Raw genomic sequence first — 23050 nt, forward strand, 5'->3', positions numbered from 1 at the left:
CCAAATTCCTCCTTAATTGTTCTTATGCACAAGCGAGTTGTAAGTAGCCAATGTATCTGGAAAGACTGGCTGATTCTTTTTCAATAAGAAGCTGATGGTGTTTTTTAGTGACTGAACCAGCGCGCTATCCAAATCATGCTCTGCTAACTCTCTTACTTCTTCAACACCAGGGAAATGACGTCCTGGTTCGATATAATCAGCGACATAAATGACCTTTTCAAGTAATGTCATGTTTGGCCTGCCTGATGTATGAAATTCAATGGCAGTTAAAATGTCTTGGTCGTTAATAGCTGCTTCCTTTTTAACCAGATAAGCACCAACCGGGGCATGCCAAAGCTCAGGCGAATATTCAAGCAATAGAGGGTTCATCTGTTCCTTCTGGATAATTCCCTTCATTTCTTCCTTTGGTCTAAATTTCGCATAATCATGAAAAATAGCGGCGATCTCTGCTTTTTTCACATCTGCACCGAACCGTTCCGCTAATGAAATGGCTGCACTCATGACCCCGAGTGTATGTGTATATCTATGCTCTGTTAACTGCTCTTTGACACAGTTCAATGCTTCTTCACGATTCATATAAATGATGCTCCTTTATATAACGCTCAACAGCTTTCGGTATCAAATAATCGACAGGTTTTTCCTGCTTTATTCGCTGCCTAATCAATGTCGATGATACATCAAAAGCTGGAACATCTGCAAATAAAAGAGGATATGCCGTACTTCCGGCATAACCCGGTCTTTTCATCCCAATAAAGGTGATCATCTGAAGCAAATCATCAATCCGATGCCATTTTGGCAAATACTCGACCATGTCAGCTCCAATCATAAAAAAGAACTCATCTTCAGGATGACGCTTCTTTAAAAGCTCCACCGTATCCACTGTATAAGATGGACCCTCTCGCTCCATTTCAATGAGCTCCAGCCGAAAATGTGGATTTGACTGGATCGCCGCTTCCACCATTTTCACTCGGTGACGACTATCTGCTCGTTTCCGGTCTGTTTTATGAGGGGGCTTGTGATTTGGGATAAACCACATTTCATCAAGCCCTACTTGAAAACGCACCTCATTCGCCATCAGCAAATGCCCATTATGAGGAGGATCAAACGTACCGCCAAACAACCCTATTTTTTTCATATCACATCCACCTTTACGGCAGCTTAATTTGTTTATTTTCCTTCGATTCTTTATAAAGGACAATCACATTTCCGATCGTTTGAACAAGTTCAGCTTTTGCACCTTTTACAAGTGCTTTCGCAACTTCCGTTTTGTCCTCGTCGCAGTTTTGTAATACGCTGACCTTTAACAGTTCTCTTACTTCAAGCGCCTCGGAAATTTGCTTGATCATATTGTCATTTACCCCGCCTTTTCCTACTTGAAAAATAGGTGATAAATGATGTGCTTTTGCACGTAAAAAACGTTTTTGTTTCCCTTTTAACATGGTGTTCCTCCTAATTTCTCTATCACAATTGACTTCATTTTTCTGGCGTCAGGCGTGATGCCTGTCCACAATTCAAAGGCTCTTGCTGCTTGTCCAACAAACATGCCGACACCATCTACTGTTTTCAAACCTAACCCGGCTGCTTCTTTGAGCAGCTTTGTTTCTATTGGATTATACACAATATCACAAACGACCGCTGTTTTTTTTGCGTTTGCTAAAGAAATCGGGGTTTCTTCAACATTCGGGTACATACCGATTGAGGTCGTATGGATGATGACATCATATTCCCCAAGTCGTTCTTCTGCTGTCTTTAAAGTAATGGCACTAGATGTGATGTTCCCATCTGCACTTTTAATTAAAGCCTCAGCTTTTTCAATGGTGCGGTTGGTGATATCAAAGCTTTTCGGTGCATAGTCAGCGATTGTCGTATAAATCGCTCTTGCCGCTCCGCCAGCACCAATCATAAGAAATGACAGCTCTGATAATGGCTTATCCAAGGCTTCAAGCAATGAATGAAGAAAGCCCTCTCCATCTGTGTTGTACCCGACGAGCTGACCTCCTTCGAGCCGCACCGTATTGACTGCACGCAGGCGTTCAGCTGTCACATCAATTTTATCAAGGTACTGCATAATGTCTACCTTGTGCGGAACAGTGACGTTAAAGCCGCTTATTCCTAAGGCTTTCATACCGTGAATGGCATCTTTAAGGTCTTCGTCTTCTACTTGAAAGCCATGATAATGTCCATCAATCCCAGCATCCTTCAATGCTGCATTATGAATATCCGGAGACATTGAATGACCAACAGGGTTACCGATTAATCCGTATAAAGGTTTCAAGGTCTCTCCCCCTTTGAACATTTAAATTAACGAACGTCTCATAAACACATGAACGCCTTTTGGCGCATAGACTTTGATTTGCTTCCCTGCATCATTTGCCGTTACCCATCCTAAGCCTGAAAAGACGATGTCCATTTTCGGCTGATCAATCGTAAAGGTATGCGGAACGAGCGGAGGGAAATCTTCCATCCCCTCTTTTGATGGCGGTGATAGCAGTTCCCCGGCATGTTTTTCATATAAATCATCTGCGTTCTCTAACTTTGTTCTGTGTATGTTCAGCTCATTTGGCATATAGCAGACAAATGACGTTCTGCCGCCTTTTACATAATCAAATCGAGCAAGGCCGCCAAAATAAAGCGTTTGTGCTTCATTTAATTGGAACGTTCTCGGTTTCAATTCTTTTTTCGGCGCTAAGATCTTCAAGTCATTTTTGCTGACATAGTGCGCCATCTGATGACGGTTGATAATGCCCGGCGTATCAAATAGAGCAGATCCGTCATCAAGCGGGATCTCAATGGCATCAAGTGTTGTACCTGGATATTGGGATGTGGTGATCACGTTCTCTTCGCCAGATACTTCTTTGATGATTCGATTGATAAATGTGGATTTTCCAACATTCGTACAGCCGACGACATAGACATTTCTTTCTTCGCGGTAATGATCGATCGCTTCCATCACCTCAGGTACGCCCTGACCTCTGCTTGCACTGATTAAGAAAACATCGATCGGGTTCAATCCGTTTTCTTTCGCTTCCCGTTTCATCCAATGAATCAGACGATTTTTTTTCACGGATTTCGGTAAAATATCTACTTTGTTGCCGACGAGTAAAATCGGATTACCACCGACAATACGACTCAGCCCATTGATCCAGCTTCCGTTAAAGTCAAAAATATCAACGACCTTTACAATCAGAGAATCTGTCTCTCCAATGCTGTGCAATATATTTAAAAAGTCGTCTTCTGTTAAAGAAACATCTTGTATTTCATTGTAGTTCTTTAACCTAAAACAGCGCTGACAGATCACATCTTCTTTCAATAGAGATGCTGCCGGCGCATATCCTAATTGATCTTTATCTTCCGTCTGAATGGCTACACCGCAGCCAATACAAACAACCTTTTCCATTATTACTCTTCCTCCCACTGAATGTGGCCCTTACGCTTTAAGGCTCCTAAAATTCTGCGTTCAATCTGCCTGTTAAACTTGGTGAAAAATCCGTCCGAGGCAGCGACAGGGACGACCAAAATCGTATGGAAGCCATGACGATTCCCGCCTAGTACATCGGTCATGAGCTGATCCCCAATGACCACCACATCTTCTTTTTTCAATTGCATATCAGAGACTGCCTTATTAAAGGCTCTTCCCATAGGCTTTTTCGCTTTATAAATAAACGGGATATGAACTGGTTCAGAAAAAAGCTTGACCCTTTTTTCATTATTGTTCGATACAATCGTCACTTGTATCCCGTGATCCTTCATTTCTTGAAACCATTCAATTAAGCGGGGCGTCGCACTTGGACGGTCCCATTCTACTAGTGTGTTATCTAAATCGGTAATAATTCCTTTTACATTTCGTTCTTTTAGTTTTTGCGGTGAAATGTGGAAAATGCTTTTCACAAATTCATCCGGTAAGAAATACTTCTTTAGCACAATTTGCACCCTTTCTTCCATTGGTTTTTCAGCGATTGTGTCGAATCAAATCACAATTTGTCTGTCTATCGAATACAATGAAAAAGTTTTCGACATATGATGAGGACCTTCAACAGGTGTGGATAATTTTACACACATTATCCACCTATATTTCATCACGCTTTCATTCAATTATAAACACTCTACCCACAAGTTATCCACTTCACCATGTGGATAACAGAACGATTGTTCTTGTTTCCCATTCATGGTAGATTAAAGGTACTTCAGAGACATTCGATCAACCTATGATGATATGTCTTTTCCTTAAGTTTTATGCCAACTTTTTCAGGGGAGGTGTTTTTCCCATCATATGGGTTTCTAGTATGAAAAAGCTGTCAGATGATTTACTTATAGAATCGTATTATAAAGCAAATGAAATGAACTTAAATCGCGACTTCATTGAATTAATTGAGACAGAAATGAAAAGACGTTCGCTCGGGCATATGCTCTCTGTTTCCTCTTAATTCCATTTCGCAGGAACCATGCCTCCCGAGCACTCTCCTTTTTTAAACTCAGGTGACTGATATTATATCACTTGCGCTATAGGCTTACTACTATTTTCCGTAAAAAACACCCCTTCTCATCAAAGAAGAGGTGTCTTATTTGCAAGGCTGTTCATTCCAAAACCATAACCCTCCGCCTACGACCAAAATGACCACAAGGAACACAACAAGAAAAGCGTAACCGATTCCTGCTCCTTGAGCTGGATAAGGTGAACACGCAGGGTAAGGATAAGGGCATCCCCACATATCAGTTACCTCCTTCTAGGAAGATATACTGTTAGACTATGCTGGATGGATGGTCTTGTTTAGGCAGATGGCCATCATTTAAAAATGTTTGATGACATCACGCTCTTTGATTTCGTTATAAATAATTCTTGCCCCTTTTGGCGTCATATGATTGCCAGAAGGGTCGATCAAACCTGATTGAATCAGCGCATTGTCACTATCTTCACCAGCTTCTCGGATGAACGCTTTCCAATTGTCGACAAGCGGTACTTGCTGATCCTTGGCTATTTCTCTCGTAATGTCATTATAGGAATTTTGCCAAGCTCTTGCCCCGCCTCTCTCAGCAAAATAAGATGACTTATACCTAGAGTAGTAATACAAGCCCTTTTTTCCGCCTTCTACAACAGGTACACAGGTCATGAGAATCGGGGTAATGCCTTCTTTTCTACTTTCAGAAATGAAGTAGGATACATTTTCTTTAAATCGTTTTTTCGTCACGCGGGGATGTTTCCCATCTAAAATCGCCGCATCATTCGTACCGAACATGATGAGGACGTAAGTTGGTTTCTGCTTTAAAATATCCTGCTCAAAGCGAAGCTTCGCGTCTTCAGTTGTCTGCCCACCAATGCCCGCATTCTTCACTTGAATTTGGCCGCGCTCGACGTTTTTCATGAGATTCACCCATTTTTCAGATGTTGGATAATCTCGAAAGTCCCAGTTTGATCCCCTTGTATTGCTGTCGCCAAATGCAATGACACTTTCTTGTTCTGGCTTTGAGCACCCAGCAGCGACACAAAGCAGGATAAAAAGGACAACACATTTCTTCACAACATTCACCTCCAAAAGCCCTCTTCATATAGTAAACGACAAGACTTTTGGTTTCAATGAATGACTGTTTTTGACGAATGCTTCCTATTGCAGTTGAACAGGTACATACGCTTTGTCATGATGCAGCAGTTCGCTCACTTTGACAAATTCATAGCCTCGGTCCTTTAATTCAGGAATCACTTGTTTCAGTGCTTCTACCGTCTGCTTCCGATTGCCCCCGCCATCATGCAAAAGAATGATATCGCCGCCTTGAATATGATCAATAATCCGGCTCGCAATTTTGCGTGAGCCTGGTCTTGACCAGTCCTTCGGATCTTGCGTAAAGGACCACATGACCACATCATATCCTTGCTTTGACAAAATGCGGAATGATGTCATCGTCAAGCGGCCACCAGGGGGGCGAAATAATAAGGGTCCGCCAGGCTGAAGTGAAGCGATATGAGCCGATGATTCTTTTAATTCCTGCTTGATCTCCTTTGATGATAACAGGTCAAAATACGTATGATTCATCGTGTGATTGCCAAGCTCATTTCCCTCGCCTACGATTCGTTCCGCAATCTCTGGATATGTATGAATACGGCTGCCTACAACAAAAAAGCTGGCATTCACTTGATGCTCCTTGAGCACATCCAATACTTGATTCGTGTACACTGGATGAGGTCCATCATCAAAGGTCAGTGCAATCTTTTTTCGTTCCTGTCTCATGTCCCAAAAAGCTCGTCCTGTTTTTTCTAGGTCGATCCTTTTTAATGTTCGAGCCTCTATTTTATTAGGAACAAACGTGCATAGCAGCAATATACACATCAAGACATGCAACCCTCTCATTTGACCGCCTCCACAGAACATTCTTACAGATTAAATTGCCCGCTTTTTGATGAATCATTCAGCATTCATAGTCACGGTCCGCATCTCTGACTTCTTTTTTGACATAAAAAAAGCCGGCCCATCAGGCCCGCTTTTTATTTCACGTTTGGTTTCTCTCTTCAACTGTCGAACGTTGCTTAGAATTCATACAGACACTCTCCTTCTTGGATTTGATTTTGAGCCCATAATAATTTCTGATAATACTGGTTGGACTTCTGGTATTGTTGAGAGGCTTCTAAGGCTGTCGCAATTTCTAGTGAGATATCCTCTATATAAGAGTATAGGCTAAGTTTTTCCAAATAATCAATGGTTTTTTGCAGTTGTTCTTCATTCATTCCTTGAACATATAAAGCATCCAGATACTCAAACATATGACAAAACAGCTGGTCTTCATGCTTCTTTGCAGCTAATTTTCCATCTTCTAATATGCGGCGTGCTTCCACTTGTTCATTTTGTCTAAAAAGCAGTTTTGCCAGCGTATAGAGCGTATGCGGAAGCGTGGGAAGCTGCTCTTTACAGGCAATATCAGCCGATTCCGTTAAATAGCGTTCTGCTTCCTCTCTATAGCCCAGCTCCCCATAACATTTTCCTAAATTATAAAGCGCTGAACTGTATATCCGCGGGTGATCAATCTGTGATGCGAGCTGTTTTGCCTTTTTTAAATGAGGCAGTGCCCGGTCTTTTCGTTTTAGATCTTGATAGTTTCCTGAGATAACAAAAAGGCACTGAATGATGCGAATAGAGTAGGCATCATGCTGATCGTATATTTCCAGCGCCTTTAAAATATGATGCATCGAGACATGCGTTTGCTTCATTATATAGTAGGCTTCTGCTACTTTAAAATGAAACTCAGCCTGCTCAATATCATCAAATACCATGGACAGCTGTTTTTCTGCCACTCGATAATATTTGACGGCTTCTAAATATTCTTTTTGACTAAACTCATGCATGCCACGAAAAAATGCATGGTAATAATGCAGCATATCAGATAACTCATGATTGGAATTTTCGATTTTATCGACAAGATTAGATACTGAGAAAGGTTGATATTTTGAAGGGTGTATATAGTCAAGCATGATTTGGTGCCGAAAACACATGAGCTGATAATAAATCAGTAAATGCTGGTCCTCTTCCATCCGTTCAATTTCCGCTTCTACTTCTGCTTTCAGGATTTCCGCATCTGGAACACTGAACTGCCGTATCATTCGATACCATTCATTAATTTTCATACCTACATGTGAAGAAAGAACCTTCCCCATGTTCCGAAAAAACCCCTTCCTTTTCGGTCTAATATTACATATTTTAGCACGCTTCTTGACCGCCAAGCACCGCAAAGAAACCGCAAACATATGAGAAGGGCAGCAAAAACAGACGAACAGAAGCCCGTTTTTTTCGAAAAAGATGATTTTTTCATCGTACAGACACAGACAATCCCCCCTTCACATACATTTGAGGATATAGGCAGTGGCCTAAACATGGTGGAGGTGAAAATCGTGGCAGGAGTATTTACAGCGATGGGATTGATGGTCAAAGAATTGGTGTTCTTGGTGTCCTATGTCAAAAACAATGCCTTTCCACAGCCCCTTTCAGGAGATGATGAAAAAAAATACTTAGCCCTTATGGCACAGGGCGATGAACACGCGAGAAATATGCTCATTGAACATAACCTTCGGCTCGTCGCCCATATTGTCAAGAAATTTGAAAATACCGGGGAAGACGCTGAAGACCTCATCTCCATCGGGACGATCGGACTCATTAAAGCCATCGAAAGCTATTCCTCTGGAAAAGGAACAAAGCTGGCAACGTATGCGGCGCGGTGTATTGAAAACGAAATTCTGATGCATTTACGCGCACTCAAAAAAACTAAAAAGGATGTCTCCTTACATGACCCCATCGGTCAGGATAAAGAAGGCAACGAAATTTCTTTAATTGATGTCTTAAAATCAGAAAGTGAAGATGTGATCGATACCATTCAGCTCAACATGGAGCTTGAAAAAGTAAAGGAGTATATCGACATTCTCGACGGCCGAGAAAAAGAAGTCATCGTCGGCCGGTTCGGTCTTGATTTAAAGAAAGAAAAAACGCAGCGGGAAATAGCAAAGGAGCTCGGGATTTCGCGGAGCTATGTATCCCGTATTGAGAAGCGGGCGCTGATGAAGATGTTTCATGAGTTTTACCGGGCGGAGAAGGAGAAACGGAAGCGGGAGAAGGGGAAATAATATCAAAGAAGCCGGTTTAAATTCCGGCTTCTTTTCATTCCACTAAGCACTCAACATAATAAAACCATATCATTGGTTATGGAGCTTAATTCCATTACACTCCTTATATTCATTTGCCATCGTTTCTATACGTTTATGTGAATTATGGTTAAAAATAGTAAGCCAAAACAAGGATCGTTCGTTACTTTTTCATCTTATTGATTAAGAATTTTAATCTCTAGTCTATATATAGTGTTTTTTATAAACATACAGTAATTACCATGTCGTGGCATGTCTGTTAAAGTAACCACCTGTCTTAAATCCCACTTTTTTATAGGAAAAATTGGATAGCTAGTTCTCCATGTTTTATAATTACTGATACAGAACTCCGGCTTGCAGAAGTTTTTCTATCCTTTCAAAATCCTTTACATAAATGATCTCAACTTTTTGACTGCTTTCTTCATATTCCCCTTAAAAATTAATAATCACTTTCCCTTTTGGTCGTCCATTTGCGACTAGTTCTAGCGCTTCATTTACGTTGTCTATAGTAAATAGTATTGGATGAATTGCTGGAACAATGTTGTTTTCTTCAATGATTTTGGTAATCTCTTTAAGTTGTGCGCCGTCAGAACGAACGAAAATAAAATGATATTCCACGTTTTGTTTCTTAGCTTTGCGGTCATAATTTGCGCCAGCAAGGGAAAATAACATTCGTTTCCACAATGGGGAATTTAGGTATTTCCCGAAACGTTTATTTGGTCCTGTACGGAGAGAGAGCAATCTTCCGCCCGGTTTGATGATACTCAATTCACTGTCAAATTCTTTAGGTCCCAGTGTATCAATCACGTAATCCACATTCGACAACAAGTCAACATAGTTTTCTATTGCATAATCCAAATATTGGTCTGCACCCATTTCCAAAGTGCGTTCTCGCGCTTCTGAGTTGCCACTAACAATGACATTTAGGCCCATATCCTTTGCTATTGGTACAGCCATTTGACCAAAGCTGCCTGATCCACCTGGAATGAAGACAGATTTACCTGACTGTGCCTCAAGTTCTTCATGTAGACCTTGATACGCTGTGAGTCCAGCCAGTGGTACAGCAGCGGCTTCCACGTAAGACAAATTTTTTGGCATGGGTGCAATTGCGGCAGCATCAATTGCGGCATATTCCGCAAAAGCACCAATTTTTTTAAGGGGAAGACGTGTATAGATGGCATCTCCTACGTGAAATTCTGTCACATTTTTTCCGATTTTTTCGATAACTCCTGTCAATTCATTACCAAGCGTTAATGGGAATTCATAATCTTGAATCAGTTTCACGCTGCCTGTAATAATTAACATTTCGAGTGGATTGACTGCCGCAGCTTTGACCTTTACCAAGACTTCGTTTTCATCGATTTCTGGAATTGGAATGTCATTGACTTTGGCATGGATATTTTTTGAATACTTGGTGATCTGAGCTGCTTTCATGAGTGTTTTCATTTTTTCATTAGCATCCTTCCTTGAGATTATTACAGCTGGTGTTCCCACACTCAATCAGTAGAACAGATGTTAGAGTTCATCAGCCCATAGCGTTCGAATGCAGTACACGTCAGCCAGTGTAGCGCAATTCATGCGTCAAGCATTTTTCAGTTGTATGCCTTTTTTAAGCATTACTGTCCATTTTGCAGGTTCAATTTAAAAACTACTTTTCATTCCCTTTTTTTTGTTACAAAAATAGAGAGTCACTTCCCAGTCCCAAACAGTTTGTGGAACCTTGATATTTGCCATAAGTTATACTTATCTCTTGCGCTCTGCTACGTGTCATTGGTGCCAGCGCTAAACGATTATGTTACCATATATATAAAAATTAGATTTAAAGGCTTTCTAGTATTGGAAAGATCGGCTTTCTCAACTTAAATTCATAGTTTTCATCTACAACCCCAACCACTTCATCTTTGTCATAAACCTCCATCATAAAACCTGCCATTTGCTTAGCTGTGTGGTACATAGGGAGATTTGCTTTGTAATCAAACTCTTTTATATCATTTGCATGTTTTGCGAATTCTGTTTCCGTCATTGCTGGTGCTAAAACTTTTGCCTTCATTTTCGCACCTTTCAGTTCAAGTTCTTTTGCAAGCCCTTCGGTGAAGGCACTAACATAATATTTAGAAGCAGAATAAGCAACACTGCCAACAGCAATTACATATCCAAGTGCTGAGGATACGTTAATTAATTGAGTCCCCTCTACATCAGCATATTCTCTTACAAATAGTGTAGAAAGGATTGTCAAGGATTCTATGTTCACGCGTAACATGGTTTCTACTTTATCTAAATTCTGATCTATGACAGAAGAGGTTTCACCAAGACCAGCATTATTAATCCAAGTCTCAATTTGATACTCCTTTAAACTGTTATACAGTGTATATGCCTGATCTTTGACAGATAGGTCACTTGTCCGAATAATAACATCTAAACTAGGATTTAGATTCTGAATGGTTGATTTAAGTTCTTCTAATTTATCTAATCTTCTAGCTGCAATAATTAAGTTTTTGCCACGAGCAGCAAATGCTAATGCTGTCTCATATCCGATACCTGAGCTTGCTCCTGTAATAACTGTGTACTTCATATTATTCTCTCCTTAAAAATATTTCTCATTGTTCTTGACCATGTTTCAGTAGATCAAATAAGAAGGTTTCCGTCTTTATAAAAATCTCTGTAACTTTTTTAGTAAACGATTTATTCCAATACGAGATCTTGGCTAGATGGCAGATCATAATCAACTGCCACTCCCCCCTGGTCACCCTCAATTAGGTCAATGCCCTGTTCTTTGCTGTGTGGATCTGACCATACGGGTCACCATTTTGCGCGGCATCAGTCGTGGAAGGAATGCCATGAACCGGTTTCGAGCCCCTGGCATTATGAACGTCTTGCCGCGTAAGAAGCCTCGGTACCCTTCCTCAGCCACCTGCCCGGCCTCCATGATAGCACCACTCTGGAACAACTTCGATTCCCCAATACCCGAACGTTCAACAAAGCCGGTTGACGTCAGTCCCGGACATAGTGCCGTCACAGTCACCCCTGTACCGCTCAGTTCGTTCTCCAAAGCCTCAGTGAACGACAACACGTACGCCTTCGTTGCGTAGTAAACCGACATCATAGGTCCCGGGAAGAAAGCCACCAACGAAGCCACATTCATCACGCCTCCTTGGCCCCGTTTGACCATATCCGGCAAGAACAGTTTCGTCATAACAGTCAGAGCCTTGATATTGACGTCAATCATATTCGTCTCTTGTTCTAACTGCGTCTCCAAGAACGTCCCGTACAAACCGAAGCCGGCATTATTGACAAGATAGTCGACGACGACCCCCTTCTCCTTGAGCTCCGCAAAAATCTCTTTCGGCACACCGGGTGAAGCCACATCCTTTGCGATGACCGTCGCTTGACTGCCATATCTTTTCCGATATTCCTTCGCGAGCTCCAAAAGCTTACCCTCGCTACGCGCCACCAGCACCAAATTATATCCTCCCTTGGCGAAACGATCCGCCAACTCTTTGCCAATTCCACCCGATACCCCGGTGATAAGAACAGTTTTTTTCATTTTACAGCACACCTCCATTTTTAGTTTAATTAAACCTTTAAAACGTTTTACTGCGTTTCTTACTGCGAGTTGTTACTATGGATGTAGGTTATCGGTAATTGTAATTTTTGTATAAAAGGATTTATACTTGCCGCATATACCTCAACTAAGACCTCGCCATTATTTATTTTGGGCTTAGGGAAGTCTAAAAAAATTTGGTTTTTCACCGTAGTTTTCAATCGCTAAAACTTTCATGACAATCCTTCACATTTTTAATTAACGCACATGTATCTATTTATAAAGAATCTAAGAAAAAAAGATATGAATATCCCTAGATGGGATATTCATAATTAATTAAATTATTTTAAGAAAGGATAATCTGTATAGCCTTCTTTTCCTCCTGCATAGAGCGTGTTTTTATCAGGTTCGTTTAGAGGAGCACCTGAATGAATCCGTTCTACAAAGTCTGGATTAGCTAGTACCCAAGTGCCTACTGTGACAACATCTGCAAGATTATTATCTACATCAGACGAAAGTTGATCTAGAGGACGACCTGGACGGTTAACAAGAAGTGCTTGGTCCCAAAGTTGACGAACATCTTTTAGGAATTGCTCGTTTCCAAAGTGCATTAAATGCAGATAAGCAAGGTTAAGCTTATTTAATTCACTTATTAAATAGCGATACATCTCAAGGCTATTCTCCCCCTCATCACTGCCTTGCAGTGTTCCTTGAGGAGAAAAACGGATGCCTGTTCTTTCTGCTCCTATTTCATCAACAACTGCTTTAGCTACTTCAATTGCGAATCGAGAACGCCCCTCAATCGTACGACCGTATGCACCTTGACGATGATTGGAGTTTTCACTAAGGAATTGTTGGATCAGATAACCATTCGCTCCGTGAATTTCAACTCCGTCTGCACCAGCTTCAATTGCTGAACGTGCTGCTAAACGAAACTCATTGATAACATCTTTTATCTCAAGCTCACTCAGTTCTCTTGGTGTTGGAATTTCTTTCATTCCTTCTGCCGTGAAAATTTCTATACCAGGTGCAATAGCTGACGGTGCAACTGCTTGGCGGTGGTGAGGTGTGTTATCAGGATGTGATACTCGTCCCACATGCATAAGTTGAATAAAAATATGACCGCCTTCACTATGAACTTTAGAAGTGACTTTTTCCCATCCTCTAATATGATTTTCTGTATAAATACCAGGTGTATTAGTATAACCTTGCCCATCATCCGAAGGTTGGGTTCCTTCACTTATAATTAAACCGACTGAAGCACGCTGACCATAGTACTCTGCTACTAATTCGCTCGGCGTACCATCTGGTAAAGCTCTATTTCTAGTCATCGGAGCCATGCCTATGCGGTTTTTTAAGTCAATGTTTCCGATACGAACTTTTTCAAATAATCTGCTCATATGAATACTCCTTTTTAATAAGAATTAGAATCAAGAAATAAATTTACGTGTTCTGCAAATAGTTCTGGAAATTGAAACAGATGCCCGTGACCAGAATCAGGATATATAATCAACTGTGCTTTGGGTAATTTCTCTGTTAAGATATAGCTGTTTTTAGTCGGTACCATCACATCATTAACACCATTAGTGACAAGTACAGGGTGTTTGATGTTTTGTAACCATTCATAATCATGATTAGATTTTTGTTTAGCCCATTTTGCAATAGCTTGTAATTGTGCCTCTTTTACTTGTTCCGAACTATTTACTTTTTTCTGATTAAAAATTCTTTGTAGTGAAGCTATTCCTGCTGATTTACTTGTTTCGGTTTGTTCGTAGAAAAAGAACATAAAATCATTTATTCCATCTTCTTCCGTTCCGCCGTGACGATTCATTCTTTCAAGAATCTCTGGATTTGGATTAATACCAGATTCAGGTGAAGTACCTGCCAAAATCATTTTTCTTACTAAATCTCCTTCTTGTAAAGCTAACTCTTGTGCAACCATGCCACCAATGGAAAAACCAAGAATGTCAACTTGTTCTAATCCAAGAGCTCTTATAAATGTTGCTGTATCTTTTGCCATATCAGTAATTGTAGTAGGTGTTAGTCCATCGGTCTCTCCAACCCCTTTATTGTCAAATAAGATTACTGGGCGTTTATTTGCAATAGGTTCAAGCATGTCTGGATCCCAGTTTTCCATCGTTCCTCTAAAGTGAACAAGAAATACTACTGGTATACCATCTTTTGTACCAAATCTCCTATATGCGTAACGAGTTCCTTCTGCTTCAATAAATTCTGATTCTGTTGGTATTTTAAAATTTCTCATTTTTGTGCTCCTCCTTAGAAATTAAAAAACGATTTATAACTATGCATTATGATGGTTTGTTTCATGCTTATTTTAGAATGAACATTCTAAAAAGGGTAAAAAAAGAAAGCTAGTCCAACACTGAAAGTGCTAGAGAAATGATGCCTTCTAATTCTTTTTTACTGTAGTCAGTTTTTATTAGTACTCTTATACCTACCAAATTGTTGTGTAAGAAACGAGATATGTTATCAGAATCGATTTCTTTTGATAGCTCTCCATTAGTTTGACCCTGTTTTATAAGGGAATTAAACATATCTTCAGTACGATTAAACATTTTTGTAACGATGCGCCCAATTTCTTTATCCAACAAAGATAATTCAATGGCTGCATTTACTGATAGACATCCTTTTGGGTATTGTTTAATGGAATTCAGTACGAAAATAAAAACATCACGTATCGTCTGTTTAATGGATGAAGTGCTGCTGATTATGCTTTCCATCTCATTAACGATGAGCTCTTCATAATGATGAAGGGAAGCTAAAAACAATGAACGCTTGTCGCCAAATGTGTCATATATACTCCTACGGTGTATCCCCATATGATCCACCAAATCTTGCATGGATGTTTTTTCATAGCCTTGTTCCCAAAATAACTCCATTGCTTTTCTTAATACTTCTTTTTCGTCAAACTCTTTACTTCTAGCCATTTTAATTCTCCTTAAAAAAATCCATGAACCAATACTAACAAAAACAAAAGTCATCACCCATTATAGAATGAACATTCTAAAATAAACACATGAATTACAAACCATGATTACATAATACCCTTTTTAGAACGATAAGTAAAGAATTATACTTCTGCGATGAACACCCATATGTCACCAAGTCTTGCATGAATGTTTTTTCATAACCCTGTTCCCAGAAAAGCCCCATTGTTTTCTTAATGCTCTTTTTTATCAAATTTATTTCTAGACATAATCCCACCTTACAACGTATTACCTCTTAATTCTGAGAAAGGACTAAGAATCATTGATGCATTCATCCCTCCCTCATTCTAAAATAATAAAGAATGATCACTCTCGTTTGAGTAGCAAAACAGTTAGATCTAACGTGTTTCAAGCATAGCAAATTCAAGAACGGTCGGTAAAGAATTTGGAATTCATCATATGTTTTATATGGTTAGCTTTCAATTAAACGTTTTAACTTAAGCTCAGTTTCAGTATTCTCAACTGGAGTATAGACGCTGCATCTTAAATCAGTATCTCCATGCACTTGTAACGAAGTAAGATTAAACAACATTTTACCTACCTTAGCATGACGAAACTCAATTAATACTTCAGGAGCAGAGCTTATCTCATTTTCATTCCAAATTTTATGAAACTCAGGATATGCCTGTTCCATTTCTTGTATAAATTGCTCATACCAGTCATCAGCCACATACTGTCCATAATACGTTCTAAATATTGCGATATATCCTCTAACAAAATGCTCCCAATTCACTGCTAAACTTTTAAATTCCTTTCTTGCGAATAGTAAGCGTATGATATTCCTTTCTGCTGGGGTGATTTGTTCAAAATCCAAAAATACATTAGCTGCTGCTTGATTCCACCCAACAATCTGACTTCTTCTATCTGATATAATTGTTGGACAATAACGAAGTTCCTGCAAAATTTTCACTAAAGCCGGACTGATTTCCTTCTCCTTCTCATTTATAAAGGGTTGTTTCACTCCTTCCTCTAACGCTATAGCATACAAATATCTCCTTTCATCGTTATTTAATTGTAATGCTCGAGAAATAGCATCTAATACCGAAGTAGACACTTTTATATCTCTACCTTGTTCTAACCATGTATACCATGTAAGACTTACACCGGCTAGTTGAGCCACTTCCTCTCTTCTTAGTCCTGGTGTTCTTCTGCGGGTTCCTACAGGTAAACCAACCATTTGAGGAGTAATTTTCGAACGTTGATTCTTTAGAAATTCTGATAAAGCTTGAAGTCTTGTTTCAGGTTTCATTAAAATCTCCTTTTTAAATAGTGCTAATTATACTAGGATAAACAACAACTTGTAATAGGATAACACAAAAGTTAAAGTTAATAAAAAATAGGGAGGGAATTATTATGAAAAGAGTTGTCATTACTGGAATGGGAATTATTTCGCCTCTAGGAAATGATGTAGATAGCTTTTGGAATCAACTAGTTAAAGGTCAATCGGGAATATCTCTAATTGATTCTTTTGATACTATTGATTATAAAACAAAGATAGCTGGAATGGTTCGTGATTTCGATGTAGATGGAATATTTGGGAGGAAAGAAGCCAAACGATTAGATCGATTTAGTCAGTTTGCTTTAGCAGCAGCCGAACAAGCATTAGAAAAATCACAATTACAGTTAGATAAGGTTGATCTTGAACGTTTAGGGGTATACGTTGGTTCAGGGATCGGAGGTATACAATCACTTGTTGATAATGTGAATGTATTAAATAAACGAGGTCCCGCAAGAGTAAGCCCTAGCCTTGTACCAATGATGATTTCAAATGCAGCTGCGGCTCAAATAAGTATTAGATTAGGGGCACAAGGCCCGTCATTATCACCAGTAACGGCCTGTTCAATCGGGAACACCTCTATTGGTGAAGCTTTCAATGCTATCCGAAATGATGAGGCAGATATTATATTTGCCGGTGGAGCAGAAGCTGCAATCACACAGTTATCTTTGGCTAGTTTTGGAAACGCCCATGCACTATCTACAAAAAACCAAGATCCAAGTCGAGCCAGCCGTCCGTTCGATACAGATAGAGATGGCTTTGTTATGAGTGAAGGCGCAGGTATTTTAGTATTAGAATCATTAGAAAACGCTATTCTTAGAGATGCGCCGATATTATGTGAAGTAGTGGGATACGGAGCTAGTTCAGATGCTCATCATATGGTAGCATCACACCCAGAAGGTAAGGGTGCCTACTTAGCAATGAAAAAAGCATTGAGAAGTGCAAATATATCAACAGGTGAAATTGATGTTATTAGTGCTCATGCAACAAGTACACAAATAGGTGATCGTTCAGAAATTCTAGCTATTAAGAAATTGTTTGGTGAACATTCCCGCAAAATTCCAACAACTGCAAACAAATCAATGACTGGTCACATGCTTGGTGCTGCTGGTGGAGTAGAAGCAATTGCTTTAGTGGAAAGTTTGAGACAAGGAATTATTCCTCCAACTATTAATGTAGAGAATTTAGATCCAGATTGCGACTTAGATGTTGTCTCAAAAACGCGAAATCTTCCAATGAAATATGGACTATCAAATTCTTTTGGCTTTGGCGGACATAATTCAGCAATCGTGTTAAAGAATTATGATTGAAGATCCACCTTTATAATTCAGAGGTGAAATAAATGCATCTACCAAGGGTTGATCACCCTTGGTTTCAATTTTAGACTTGAAATCTATCCGGCTCTGAGAGCGTACAAATAAAAAGCTCTATGAAGAGAGGACAATTTTGAGTGATACAGAAAGTATATTAAACGACTAATACTACTAACGATTTGAAATCTAATGAATGAATGGTGAATATATTGAACCACCACTTAGACGGTTTAAAGAAAATGATGACTGATGAAATACCTGACTCTCCAGTTAGGCAAATCCCTGGTTTTAAAGTATGAAGCTGTAGAAGGTAGAATAGTTATTGAGTTGAAAGCTTCTAAAAGAACTTCATAATCCGATGGGTACGTTACACGGTGGAATATTGTGTGACATCGCTAATGCCGCTATGGGTCGGTCTGCTTTTGCCAACACTCAAAAGGAACAATGGCAGAAGCAAAGTCATATGTGTATTTAGAGCTTTTCTTGCGGCAGGGGGGAAATCCTACCATTCAATCAGCGGTTGTATACAGCCTCCTTCAATCTCAATAGAAAATTCGCCATTCCTTTGTTTCCAATAATCTTCGCGCTTTTGAAAGATAATATCTTTCATTATACTTCTCCCGGATTTTCCACTGGAGCTCCTGTGGGGCCATAATACAAAAACATAAAATCTCTCCTTCGGACCTATTCACCAACAACTTAATCAATTGTTCTATTTCCTTCAAATTTATAAAATGCATGTGTCTGTTGTTTTAATTTTAGCATGCTGAATAGCTTTGGGTTTAGCTTTTGAGCAGCTTCAGTGCTTACCCATTTTACTTCTTCAATATCATGATCCGGATCTAGAATGTTCATCTGCCCGCCGATGATTTCCGCAAAGAAGGTCACGATGAGTGCATGATGCATTTTATCGTGAAAGAATACTTCTCGAACCGAATGAAGTTCATTTACTTTGCAAACATACCCTGTCTCTTCTTTCACCTCACGGACCACGGCCTGCTGCAGGCGTTCACCTTTTTCTACAGTACCGCCTGGAAGTTCCCAATATCCCTTTACATTTTTGACCATTAACATATTTTCTTCCTCATCATAAATAATAGCTGATACTACGTCTACTCGTTTCAAAGAAATCCCCCCAACCATTCTCTGTTTACATCAATTGTCGAATAAATAGAACGAACTGTTCATTTCAATACATTCATTATACTGTATCCTTGATACAAGATAATGGATACAGAAACTAAATAGGAATTAGTCAGCAGATTGGAGGCCACAGCATGTGGATCATCATCATTTTACTTATTGTCCTCATTGGATTTACAGGGAATATCGTTTCTTTATTAAGACAAATGAAAGAGTCAAACGAGAAAATCATACAACTGTTAGAACATCAAAAACCGAAAAAATAAAAACCTCACCCTTTTAGAGAGAGGTTTTTAGAGTAAGCAATTATTCTTATCGTTTCTCATGAAGCAACATATATCTGATTCGACGAATATAATGCAGCGCAATATGACCGAGACATAAAATGAGCCCGATCATCGCAAGAATATAGATGGGCAGCATCAAACCAGGTACATAGTTGACGATAAAACCCAAACAAAACGCTGTCAGCATATATAGACTGATCAACCTCATCAATACCATCCGAAGCCCTCCCTTTCTACATTCACTTTAACATATTTTCCCTTTATTTTCATGATTGGCTTTTAAAAAAAGATGCGAATCCACTAAGATTCGCATGATCATTACGTATTCAATTCACCTTTCTTCGCGCGCGCTTCCTTCCACTGCTCAAGCTCTGAAACTGTTAATAATTGATATCCTTGTTTGGTCAATTCCTTGATAATCGTGACAGCTGCGTTTGCCGAGGTGTCATAGATGTCGTGCATTAAGACCGTTTCTCCGCTAGACGCATGTGTGAGAATGTAGTTGGCGACGTATTGGCTGTTGCGATATTTCCAGTCTTCGGGATCTACGTCCCAAAGCGTGACTTTCATGTTGACAGCTTCGTTGATCTGCCCATTTGTTCCACCATATGGCGGTCTAAAGTGAGTCGGTGTGAATCCGCCTGCTTTTTCAATAATTTGCTGCGTATCTTCTACTTGTTTGATAGCTTGTTTTAACGGCAGTCTTGTGAGTAAAGGATGGCTATAGGAATGATTTCCGATTTCATTCCCACCCTTTCTGATCTCACCCAGCATATCGGGGTAATATTGAACCCTGCTGCCTAATACAAAAAATGTCGCATGTCCTTTGTTTTCTTTTAAGGCTTTTAAGATTTTTGAGGTCGTGGATGGATTTGGTCCATCGTCAAATGTCAGAGCAATGGCTTTTTGATTTGGGTTGAATGTTGCCTGTTTTGGCAGTTTTACAAGCTTTCTTTTTGAGATCGGTTCTTTTTTCTCATTTTTGTTCTTTTCTTTATGAATGTATTCAGGCTTTAACATTCCTTTAAGCACTGTTTTTTTAATCGCCAGCACTTGAGGGCCTTTTTTGTCTGGTGCGATTTGCCCTGCTGGAAAGTAGAATTCTATAAAACGATCCTTGATGGCAAAATACTGATAATGCTCTGCCGCAGGAGATGTTCCTTGCTTGAGCAAATGCTCGTTTTCAGCAAGAGTGCGATCTTTCTTTAATTCCTCAAATGTCATTTGAGACAGTTTTTGCAGACTTTCTTTCTTTGATAAAAATAAATCATCTATTGATAAAAAATGCTGTTTCTTGAAATCAAAATTGAATATCTTCGTTTCATGTGCGCCTTTTACTCCGCCTTTCAATTCATATGTATTGAATTTGATCGCAGCAGTTTGTTTGGCATAATGAGTAATCTCGTAATCTATGTTTAATTCGTATCGATGATCTTCATCGACATCGCTTGCTTCACTAAATGATGTTTTGAATTTGTCGAGCGCTGTTTCTGCAAATCTTTTCATCTCTTGATCTAGCTTTTTTTGATGAAACACTGGATAGTTCACAGCATATCTCAAGTATCTCCCGTCATTCACGAGAGTGACAATTTCAACTTCTTTATAGCTCGCATCTGGTTCTACCTTCTTCTTCTCTGTCCCGCTTGCCTGCTGATTATGATAAAACGCAGCGATTCCGATGATGATTGCAAGTCCGCATAGGACGAGACTAATTTTCCATTTCATTGACACAATGATTCCCCTCTCGTGATGGCGTCATGTCTTGATGACGTGTGTTTGTAGGATAGACTTTGCGTGAACTCGATTTAGTTTTCAAAAAACACATTTGTCACATTTTCGTCACAATTAAGAGAGGTTGAAAAAAAGGGCTTGATCTCTCAGCCCTTTGATTATTTTTGCATATATAGTTGAAATAATTTCGTTTCTTCATCAATAGAACTCGCTCGATCAAAAGCCGCTCTAACCGTCTTCGTATTGTTCATGAGCTCATACAGCATTGTCAGGACAAAGATAAATGCCGCATCTCCATCAATGTAATCATCAGGCGCTGTATAGGACAAAGCACCTGCTTCTAAAAAGGCTTCTGCAAGTTTTTTCTCACCTAGTGTGCAGCCGGTTGATATGACGTGAACCCCTTTTAACGAAGCATACCGCTTGATTTCATCCGCTCCAAAAGTTACACCTCTAGGCTCCCCATCTTCGTATACATCTTCCCCTAACTCCGGCATGAGAAACGCTCCTTCTTCCCCATGAAAAGATAAAAGAAAGTAGTCCGTCTCCCTTCTATTTCTCCCAGATAACACATCAATCAGATCATTGGGTCTGCCTATCCAATGCATATCGACTTTTGCACTAAAGTTCTCAAATGCTGCACGCAGGGCAAAAGATTCTAGCTCACTATTTGGTCCTGTTGCTAATGTAATGCGCATGGTCTGTTGTTCCACTTGTATCTCCTCCAAACGATGATAAAAATAAACCCATTTTTTCTTCATCTGCATATGTATCCGTCCATTTTAGTGCACTGATCAATACATTTGCTCGATGTCCTGTCGTTCTCGTGCGAAGGAAAGAGCTTCCGTCATCAAGACTTGCCTACTCCCTTTCCGCGGGCACCAGCCGTTACATACATCGCTGCTACATTCGCTCGGTGCTTTAATTTCTGTAAGGTTTCTTGGATGAGCGTGACCGTCCCCACAAGCTGCCCTTGATAAAAGGTGCCAAAGGTCCACATAGATTGTGCCGAAGCAAAACGAGCCGCATATTTGTCTTTTGTATCTATTTGTTCTTCTTCATAGCTCATGGCAAAGCCCTCTGGATGTAATCGCAGTGCTTCTAGTCTTAATGCTGTATATTCTTCAGATCACCTGCGTTAACAATTGAATATTCAGACAACCACCTCCAACAGAATGATTGATACTTCCAATTTTATCTTGAAAGGAGGTTTTGATCAAAGGATATTGATCCCTTAGCACCAATCTCTTTTCCTACATGCAATTAGACATGCTTATCCATCTGCGAAAACAAGGTATTTCCGATCATGTTTACTCGTTTTATCCTAGCAAAAACGATTCTTTTCTCACTTATCTTTTCACCTTTTTTATATTAATCTATAACTAATTCATGAAAAAAAAGAAAAAAAAGGATTGCTATGAATGAAAAGATATCATAAGATAGAATAGTAATAAAAAGACAAAAAAGGGAGGAATTTGATATGACAGAAACAAGAAACGAAATCAAACTACATGTTCTTTTTGGTGCTTTAGCAGTAGGTTTCCTTATGCTAGCTCTTTTTTCCTTCTCGCTACAGATGCTGCCAGTTGCTGATCTAGCAAAAGAATTTGGTATTCCAGGCAGTGTTGCAGCTGTTGTTTTGAACGTTGTTGAAGCGGGCGGAGCTGTTACAACAATCGTCTCCATTTTAACTGCTGTAGGATCAGGTGGTCTTTCACTTATTGCAGCGGCTGGTAAAGAGACCATTCGTCAGTACCTTAAAGCCCAAATTAAGAAAAAAGGCCGTAAAGCCGTTATTGCTTGGTAATTCATTTTTATGACTCAATAGAAGGAGACTTTGTTCTCCTTCTATTTAAATTTTGATGCAGGTGAGAAGATGTTATATCCATTATTATCACTACTTCTATCAATTAGAATTCAACAACAATATTCAAATCTAGCTCAGTTTATAATACGTAAGGTTCCATTTTTCACATCGTTTTCTTCTAAACAGTACATATTATTTTCTTGTATCCTTGATACTTTATTCGGATGTATGATTGTAATCGTTATTTCTTCATTTCTTTACTCTCCGATCTATCAAATAGAATGGGAAAGTGCTTTTGTGATATTTTTGTTTCTTTTCTCTATCGTC

Annotated in this window: 27 protein-coding genes and 1 pseudogene; 5 read left to right on the top strand and 23 right to left on the bottom strand. The window is 39.5% G+C overall.

Features of this window, described 5'->3' with window-relative positions; translation table 11 throughout:
* Positions 1 to 12: 12 nt before the first annotated feature.
* The 6 genes from yqeK to C6344_RS07580 are packed head-to-tail and all read right to left on the bottom strand — an operon-like array spanning position 13 to position 3921.
* The gene (yqeK, locus tag C6344_RS07555) at positions 13 to 576 is read right to left on the bottom strand and encodes a bis(5'-nucleosyl)-tetraphosphatase (symmetrical) YqeK (RefSeq protein WP_060596642.1); all 564 of its coding nucleotides are present in this window, start codon (positions 574 to 576) and stop codon (positions 13 to 15) included.
* Positions 566 to 1135 carry a nicotinate-nucleotide adenylyltransferase gene (locus C6344_RS07560; protein WP_060596641.1) on the bottom strand — a complete coding sequence of 190 codons (570 nt, stop codon included), beginning with the start codon at positions 1133 to 1135 and terminating at the stop codon, positions 566 to 568. Before C6344_RS07560 ends, yqeK begins: the two co-directional genes overlap by 11 nt.
* 13 nt (positions 1136 to 1148) lie before the next feature.
* A complete protein-coding gene (gene yhbY, locus C6344_RS07565; protein ID WP_034661378.1) occupies positions 1149 to 1439 on the bottom strand; it encodes a ribosome assembly RNA-binding protein YhbY in 291 nt (96 codons plus the stop codon).
* Positions 1433 to 2275: a shikimate dehydrogenase gene (gene aroE, locus C6344_RS07570; protein WP_106072837.1), complete on the bottom strand. Its 843-nt coding sequence runs from the start codon at positions 2273 to 2275 to the stop codon at positions 1433 to 1435. The genes yhbY and aroE overlap by 7 nt, the downstream gene beginning before the upstream one ends.
* 21 nt (positions 2276 to 2296) lie before the next feature.
* The gene (gene yqeH, locus C6344_RS07575) at positions 2297 to 3397 is read right to left on the bottom strand and encodes a ribosome biogenesis GTPase YqeH (RefSeq protein WP_106072838.1); all 1101 of its coding nucleotides are present in this window, start codon (positions 3395 to 3397) and stop codon (positions 2297 to 2299) included.
* A 2-nt stretch (positions 3398 to 3399) separates the two neighbouring features.
* The gene (locus C6344_RS07580) at positions 3400 to 3921 is read right to left on the bottom strand and encodes a YqeG family HAD IIIA-type phosphatase (protein ID WP_034662006.1); all 522 of its coding nucleotides are present in this window, start codon (positions 3919 to 3921) and stop codon (positions 3400 to 3402) included.
* Positions 3922 to 4283: 362 nt separating this feature from the next.
* Here C6344_RS07580 and C6344_RS07585 point away from each other — a divergent pair, with 362 nt between their 5' ends.
* Positions 4284 to 4424, top strand: coding sequence for a sporulation histidine kinase inhibitor Sda (locus C6344_RS07585; protein WP_003217327.1), 141 nt, complete (start codon positions 4284 to 4286; stop codon positions 4422 to 4424).
* A 135-nt stretch (positions 4425 to 4559) separates the two neighbouring features.
* Here the strand turns inward: C6344_RS07585 and C6344_RS18825 are convergent, their stop codons facing one another.
* The 4 genes from C6344_RS18825 to C6344_RS07600 all read right to left on the bottom strand — a co-directional run bounded on the left by C6344_RS18825 (position 4560) and on the right by C6344_RS07600 (position 7639).
* On the bottom strand, positions 4560 to 4709 hold the full coding sequence (locus C6344_RS18825) for a hypothetical protein (RefSeq protein WP_003217499.1): 150 nt from the start codon (positions 4707 to 4709) through the stop codon (positions 4560 to 4562).
* A gap of 78 nt (positions 4710 to 4787) precedes the next feature.
* Positions 4788 to 5516, bottom strand: coding sequence for an SGNH/GDSL hydrolase family protein (locus C6344_RS07590; RefSeq protein ID WP_223249890.1), 729 nt, complete (start codon positions 5514 to 5516; stop codon positions 4788 to 4790).
* Between the two features lie 84 nt (positions 5517 to 5600).
* Positions 5601 to 6341, bottom strand: coding sequence for a polysaccharide deacetylase family protein (locus C6344_RS07595; RefSeq protein WP_060596638.1), 741 nt, complete (start codon positions 6339 to 6341; stop codon positions 5601 to 5603).
* Between the two features lie 176 nt (positions 6342 to 6517).
* Positions 6518 to 7639, bottom strand: coding sequence for a Rap family tetratricopeptide repeat protein (locus C6344_RS07600; protein WP_034661385.1), 1122 nt, complete (start codon positions 7637 to 7639; stop codon positions 6518 to 6520).
* Positions 7640 to 7873: 234 nt separating this feature from the next.
* On the opposite strand from C6344_RS07600, the gene sigK reads away from it, so the two are divergent.
* Complete coding sequence (sigK, locus tag C6344_RS07605) at positions 7874 to 8599, top strand: RNA polymerase sporulation sigma factor SigK (protein WP_034620857.1); 726 nt, start codon at positions 7874 to 7876, stop codon at positions 8597 to 8599.
* A 450-nt stretch (positions 8600 to 9049) separates the two neighbouring features.
* Here the strand turns inward: sigK and C6344_RS07610 are convergent, their stop codons facing one another.
* From C6344_RS07610 to C6344_RS07645, 8 genes and pseudogenes are all read right to left on the bottom strand, one after another.
* Positions 9050 to 10063 (bottom strand): NADP-dependent oxidoreductase, encoded by a 1014-nt coding sequence (locus C6344_RS07610; RefSeq protein ID WP_106072839.1) that lies wholly within the window; start codon positions 10061 to 10063, stop codon positions 9050 to 9052.
* 373 nt (positions 10064 to 10436) lie between these two features.
* A complete protein-coding gene (locus tag C6344_RS07615) occupies positions 10437 to 11189 on the bottom strand; it encodes an SDR family NAD(P)-dependent oxidoreductase (RefSeq protein ID WP_106031284.1) in 753 nt (250 codons plus the stop codon).
* Between the two features lie 186 nt (positions 11190 to 11375).
* Positions 11376 to 12161, bottom strand: coding sequence for an SDR family NAD(P)-dependent oxidoreductase (locus tag C6344_RS07620; RefSeq protein ID WP_106039705.1), 786 nt, complete (start codon positions 12159 to 12161; stop codon positions 11376 to 11378).
* 338 nt (positions 12162 to 12499) lie between these two features.
* Positions 12500 to 13558: an alkene reductase gene (locus C6344_RS07625; RefSeq protein ID WP_106072840.1), complete on the bottom strand. Its 1059-nt coding sequence runs from the start codon at positions 13556 to 13558 to the stop codon at positions 12500 to 12502.
* Between the two features lie 14 nt (positions 13559 to 13572).
* Positions 13573 to 14421 carry an alpha/beta fold hydrolase gene (locus C6344_RS07630; RefSeq protein WP_106072841.1) on the bottom strand — a complete coding sequence of 283 codons (849 nt, stop codon included), beginning with the start codon at positions 14419 to 14421 and terminating at the stop codon, positions 13573 to 13575.
* 109 nt (positions 14422 to 14530) lie between these two features.
* Positions 14531 to 15106 carry a TetR/AcrR family transcriptional regulator gene (locus C6344_RS07635; RefSeq protein ID WP_003217451.1) on the bottom strand — a complete coding sequence of 192 codons (576 nt, stop codon included), beginning with the start codon at positions 15104 to 15106 and terminating at the stop codon, positions 14531 to 14533.
* A gap of 144 nt (positions 15107 to 15250) precedes the next feature.
* A pseudogene (locus tag C6344_RS18975) lies at positions 15251 to 15375 on the bottom strand (TetR/AcrR family transcriptional regulator); the annotation flags it as partial.
* A gap of 203 nt (positions 15376 to 15578) precedes the next feature.
* Positions 15579 to 16415: a helix-turn-helix transcriptional regulator gene (locus tag C6344_RS07645; RefSeq protein WP_106072842.1), complete on the bottom strand. Its 837-nt coding sequence runs from the start codon at positions 16413 to 16415 to the stop codon at positions 15579 to 15581.
* A gap of 104 nt (positions 16416 to 16519) precedes the next feature.
* Here C6344_RS07645 and fabF point away from each other — a divergent pair, with 104 nt between their 5' ends.
* Positions 16520 to 17752 carry a beta-ketoacyl-ACP synthase II gene (gene fabF / locus C6344_RS07650; protein ID WP_106072843.1) on the top strand — a complete coding sequence of 411 codons (1233 nt, stop codon included), beginning with the start codon at positions 16520 to 16522 and terminating at the stop codon, positions 17750 to 17752.
* Between the two features lie 702 nt (positions 17753 to 18454).
* On the opposite strand, the gene C6344_RS07655 is transcribed toward fabF, so the two are convergent.
* Positions 18455 to 18880 (bottom strand): NUDIX hydrolase, encoded by a 426-nt coding sequence (locus C6344_RS07655; protein ID WP_106072844.1) that lies wholly within the window; start codon positions 18878 to 18880, stop codon positions 18455 to 18457.
* Between the two features lie 152 nt (positions 18881 to 19032).
* Here C6344_RS07655 and C6344_RS19120 point away from each other — a divergent pair, with 152 nt between their 5' ends.
* Positions 19033 to 19164: a hypothetical protein gene (locus C6344_RS19120; protein WP_003217310.1), complete on the top strand. Its 132-nt coding sequence runs from the start codon at positions 19033 to 19035 to the stop codon at positions 19162 to 19164.
* Positions 19165 to 19210: 46 nt separating this feature from the next.
* On the opposite strand, the gene C6344_RS07660 is transcribed toward C6344_RS19120, so the two are convergent.
* The 4 genes from C6344_RS07660 to C6344_RS18980 form a co-directional block, all read right to left on the bottom strand.
* Positions 19211 to 19402: a hypothetical protein gene (locus tag C6344_RS07660; protein ID WP_060596631.1), complete on the bottom strand. Its 192-nt coding sequence runs from the start codon at positions 19400 to 19402 to the stop codon at positions 19211 to 19213.
* A 101-nt stretch (positions 19403 to 19503) separates the two neighbouring features.
* Positions 19504 to 20916 (bottom strand): polysaccharide deacetylase family protein, encoded by a 1413-nt coding sequence (locus C6344_RS07665; RefSeq protein WP_066030633.1) that lies wholly within the window; start codon positions 20914 to 20916, stop codon positions 19504 to 19506.
* A gap of 158 nt (positions 20917 to 21074) precedes the next feature.
* Entirely contained in the window at positions 21075 to 21629 is a 555-nt protein-coding gene (locus tag C6344_RS07670) for a delta-aminolevulinic acid dehydratase (RefSeq protein WP_106072845.1), read from the bottom strand.
* 137 nt (positions 21630 to 21766) lie between these two features.
* Complete coding sequence (locus tag C6344_RS18980; protein WP_223254314.1) at positions 21767 to 21985, bottom strand: GNAT family N-acetyltransferase; 219 nt, start codon at positions 21983 to 21985, stop codon at positions 21767 to 21769.
* A gap of 411 nt (positions 21986 to 22396) precedes the next feature.
* Between C6344_RS18980 and C6344_RS07680 the strand changes: the two genes are divergently transcribed.
* On the top strand, positions 22397 to 22723 hold the full coding sequence (locus tag C6344_RS07680) for an uberolysin/carnocyclin family circular bacteriocin (RefSeq protein WP_034661404.1): 327 nt from the start codon (positions 22397 to 22399) through the stop codon (positions 22721 to 22723).
* Positions 22724 to 23050 lie beyond the last annotated feature (327 nt).

It is taken from the genome of Bacillus sp. GBSW19 (assembly GCF_002998655.1).
GTDB lineage: Bacteria > Bacillota > Bacilli > Bacillales > Bacillaceae > Bacillus.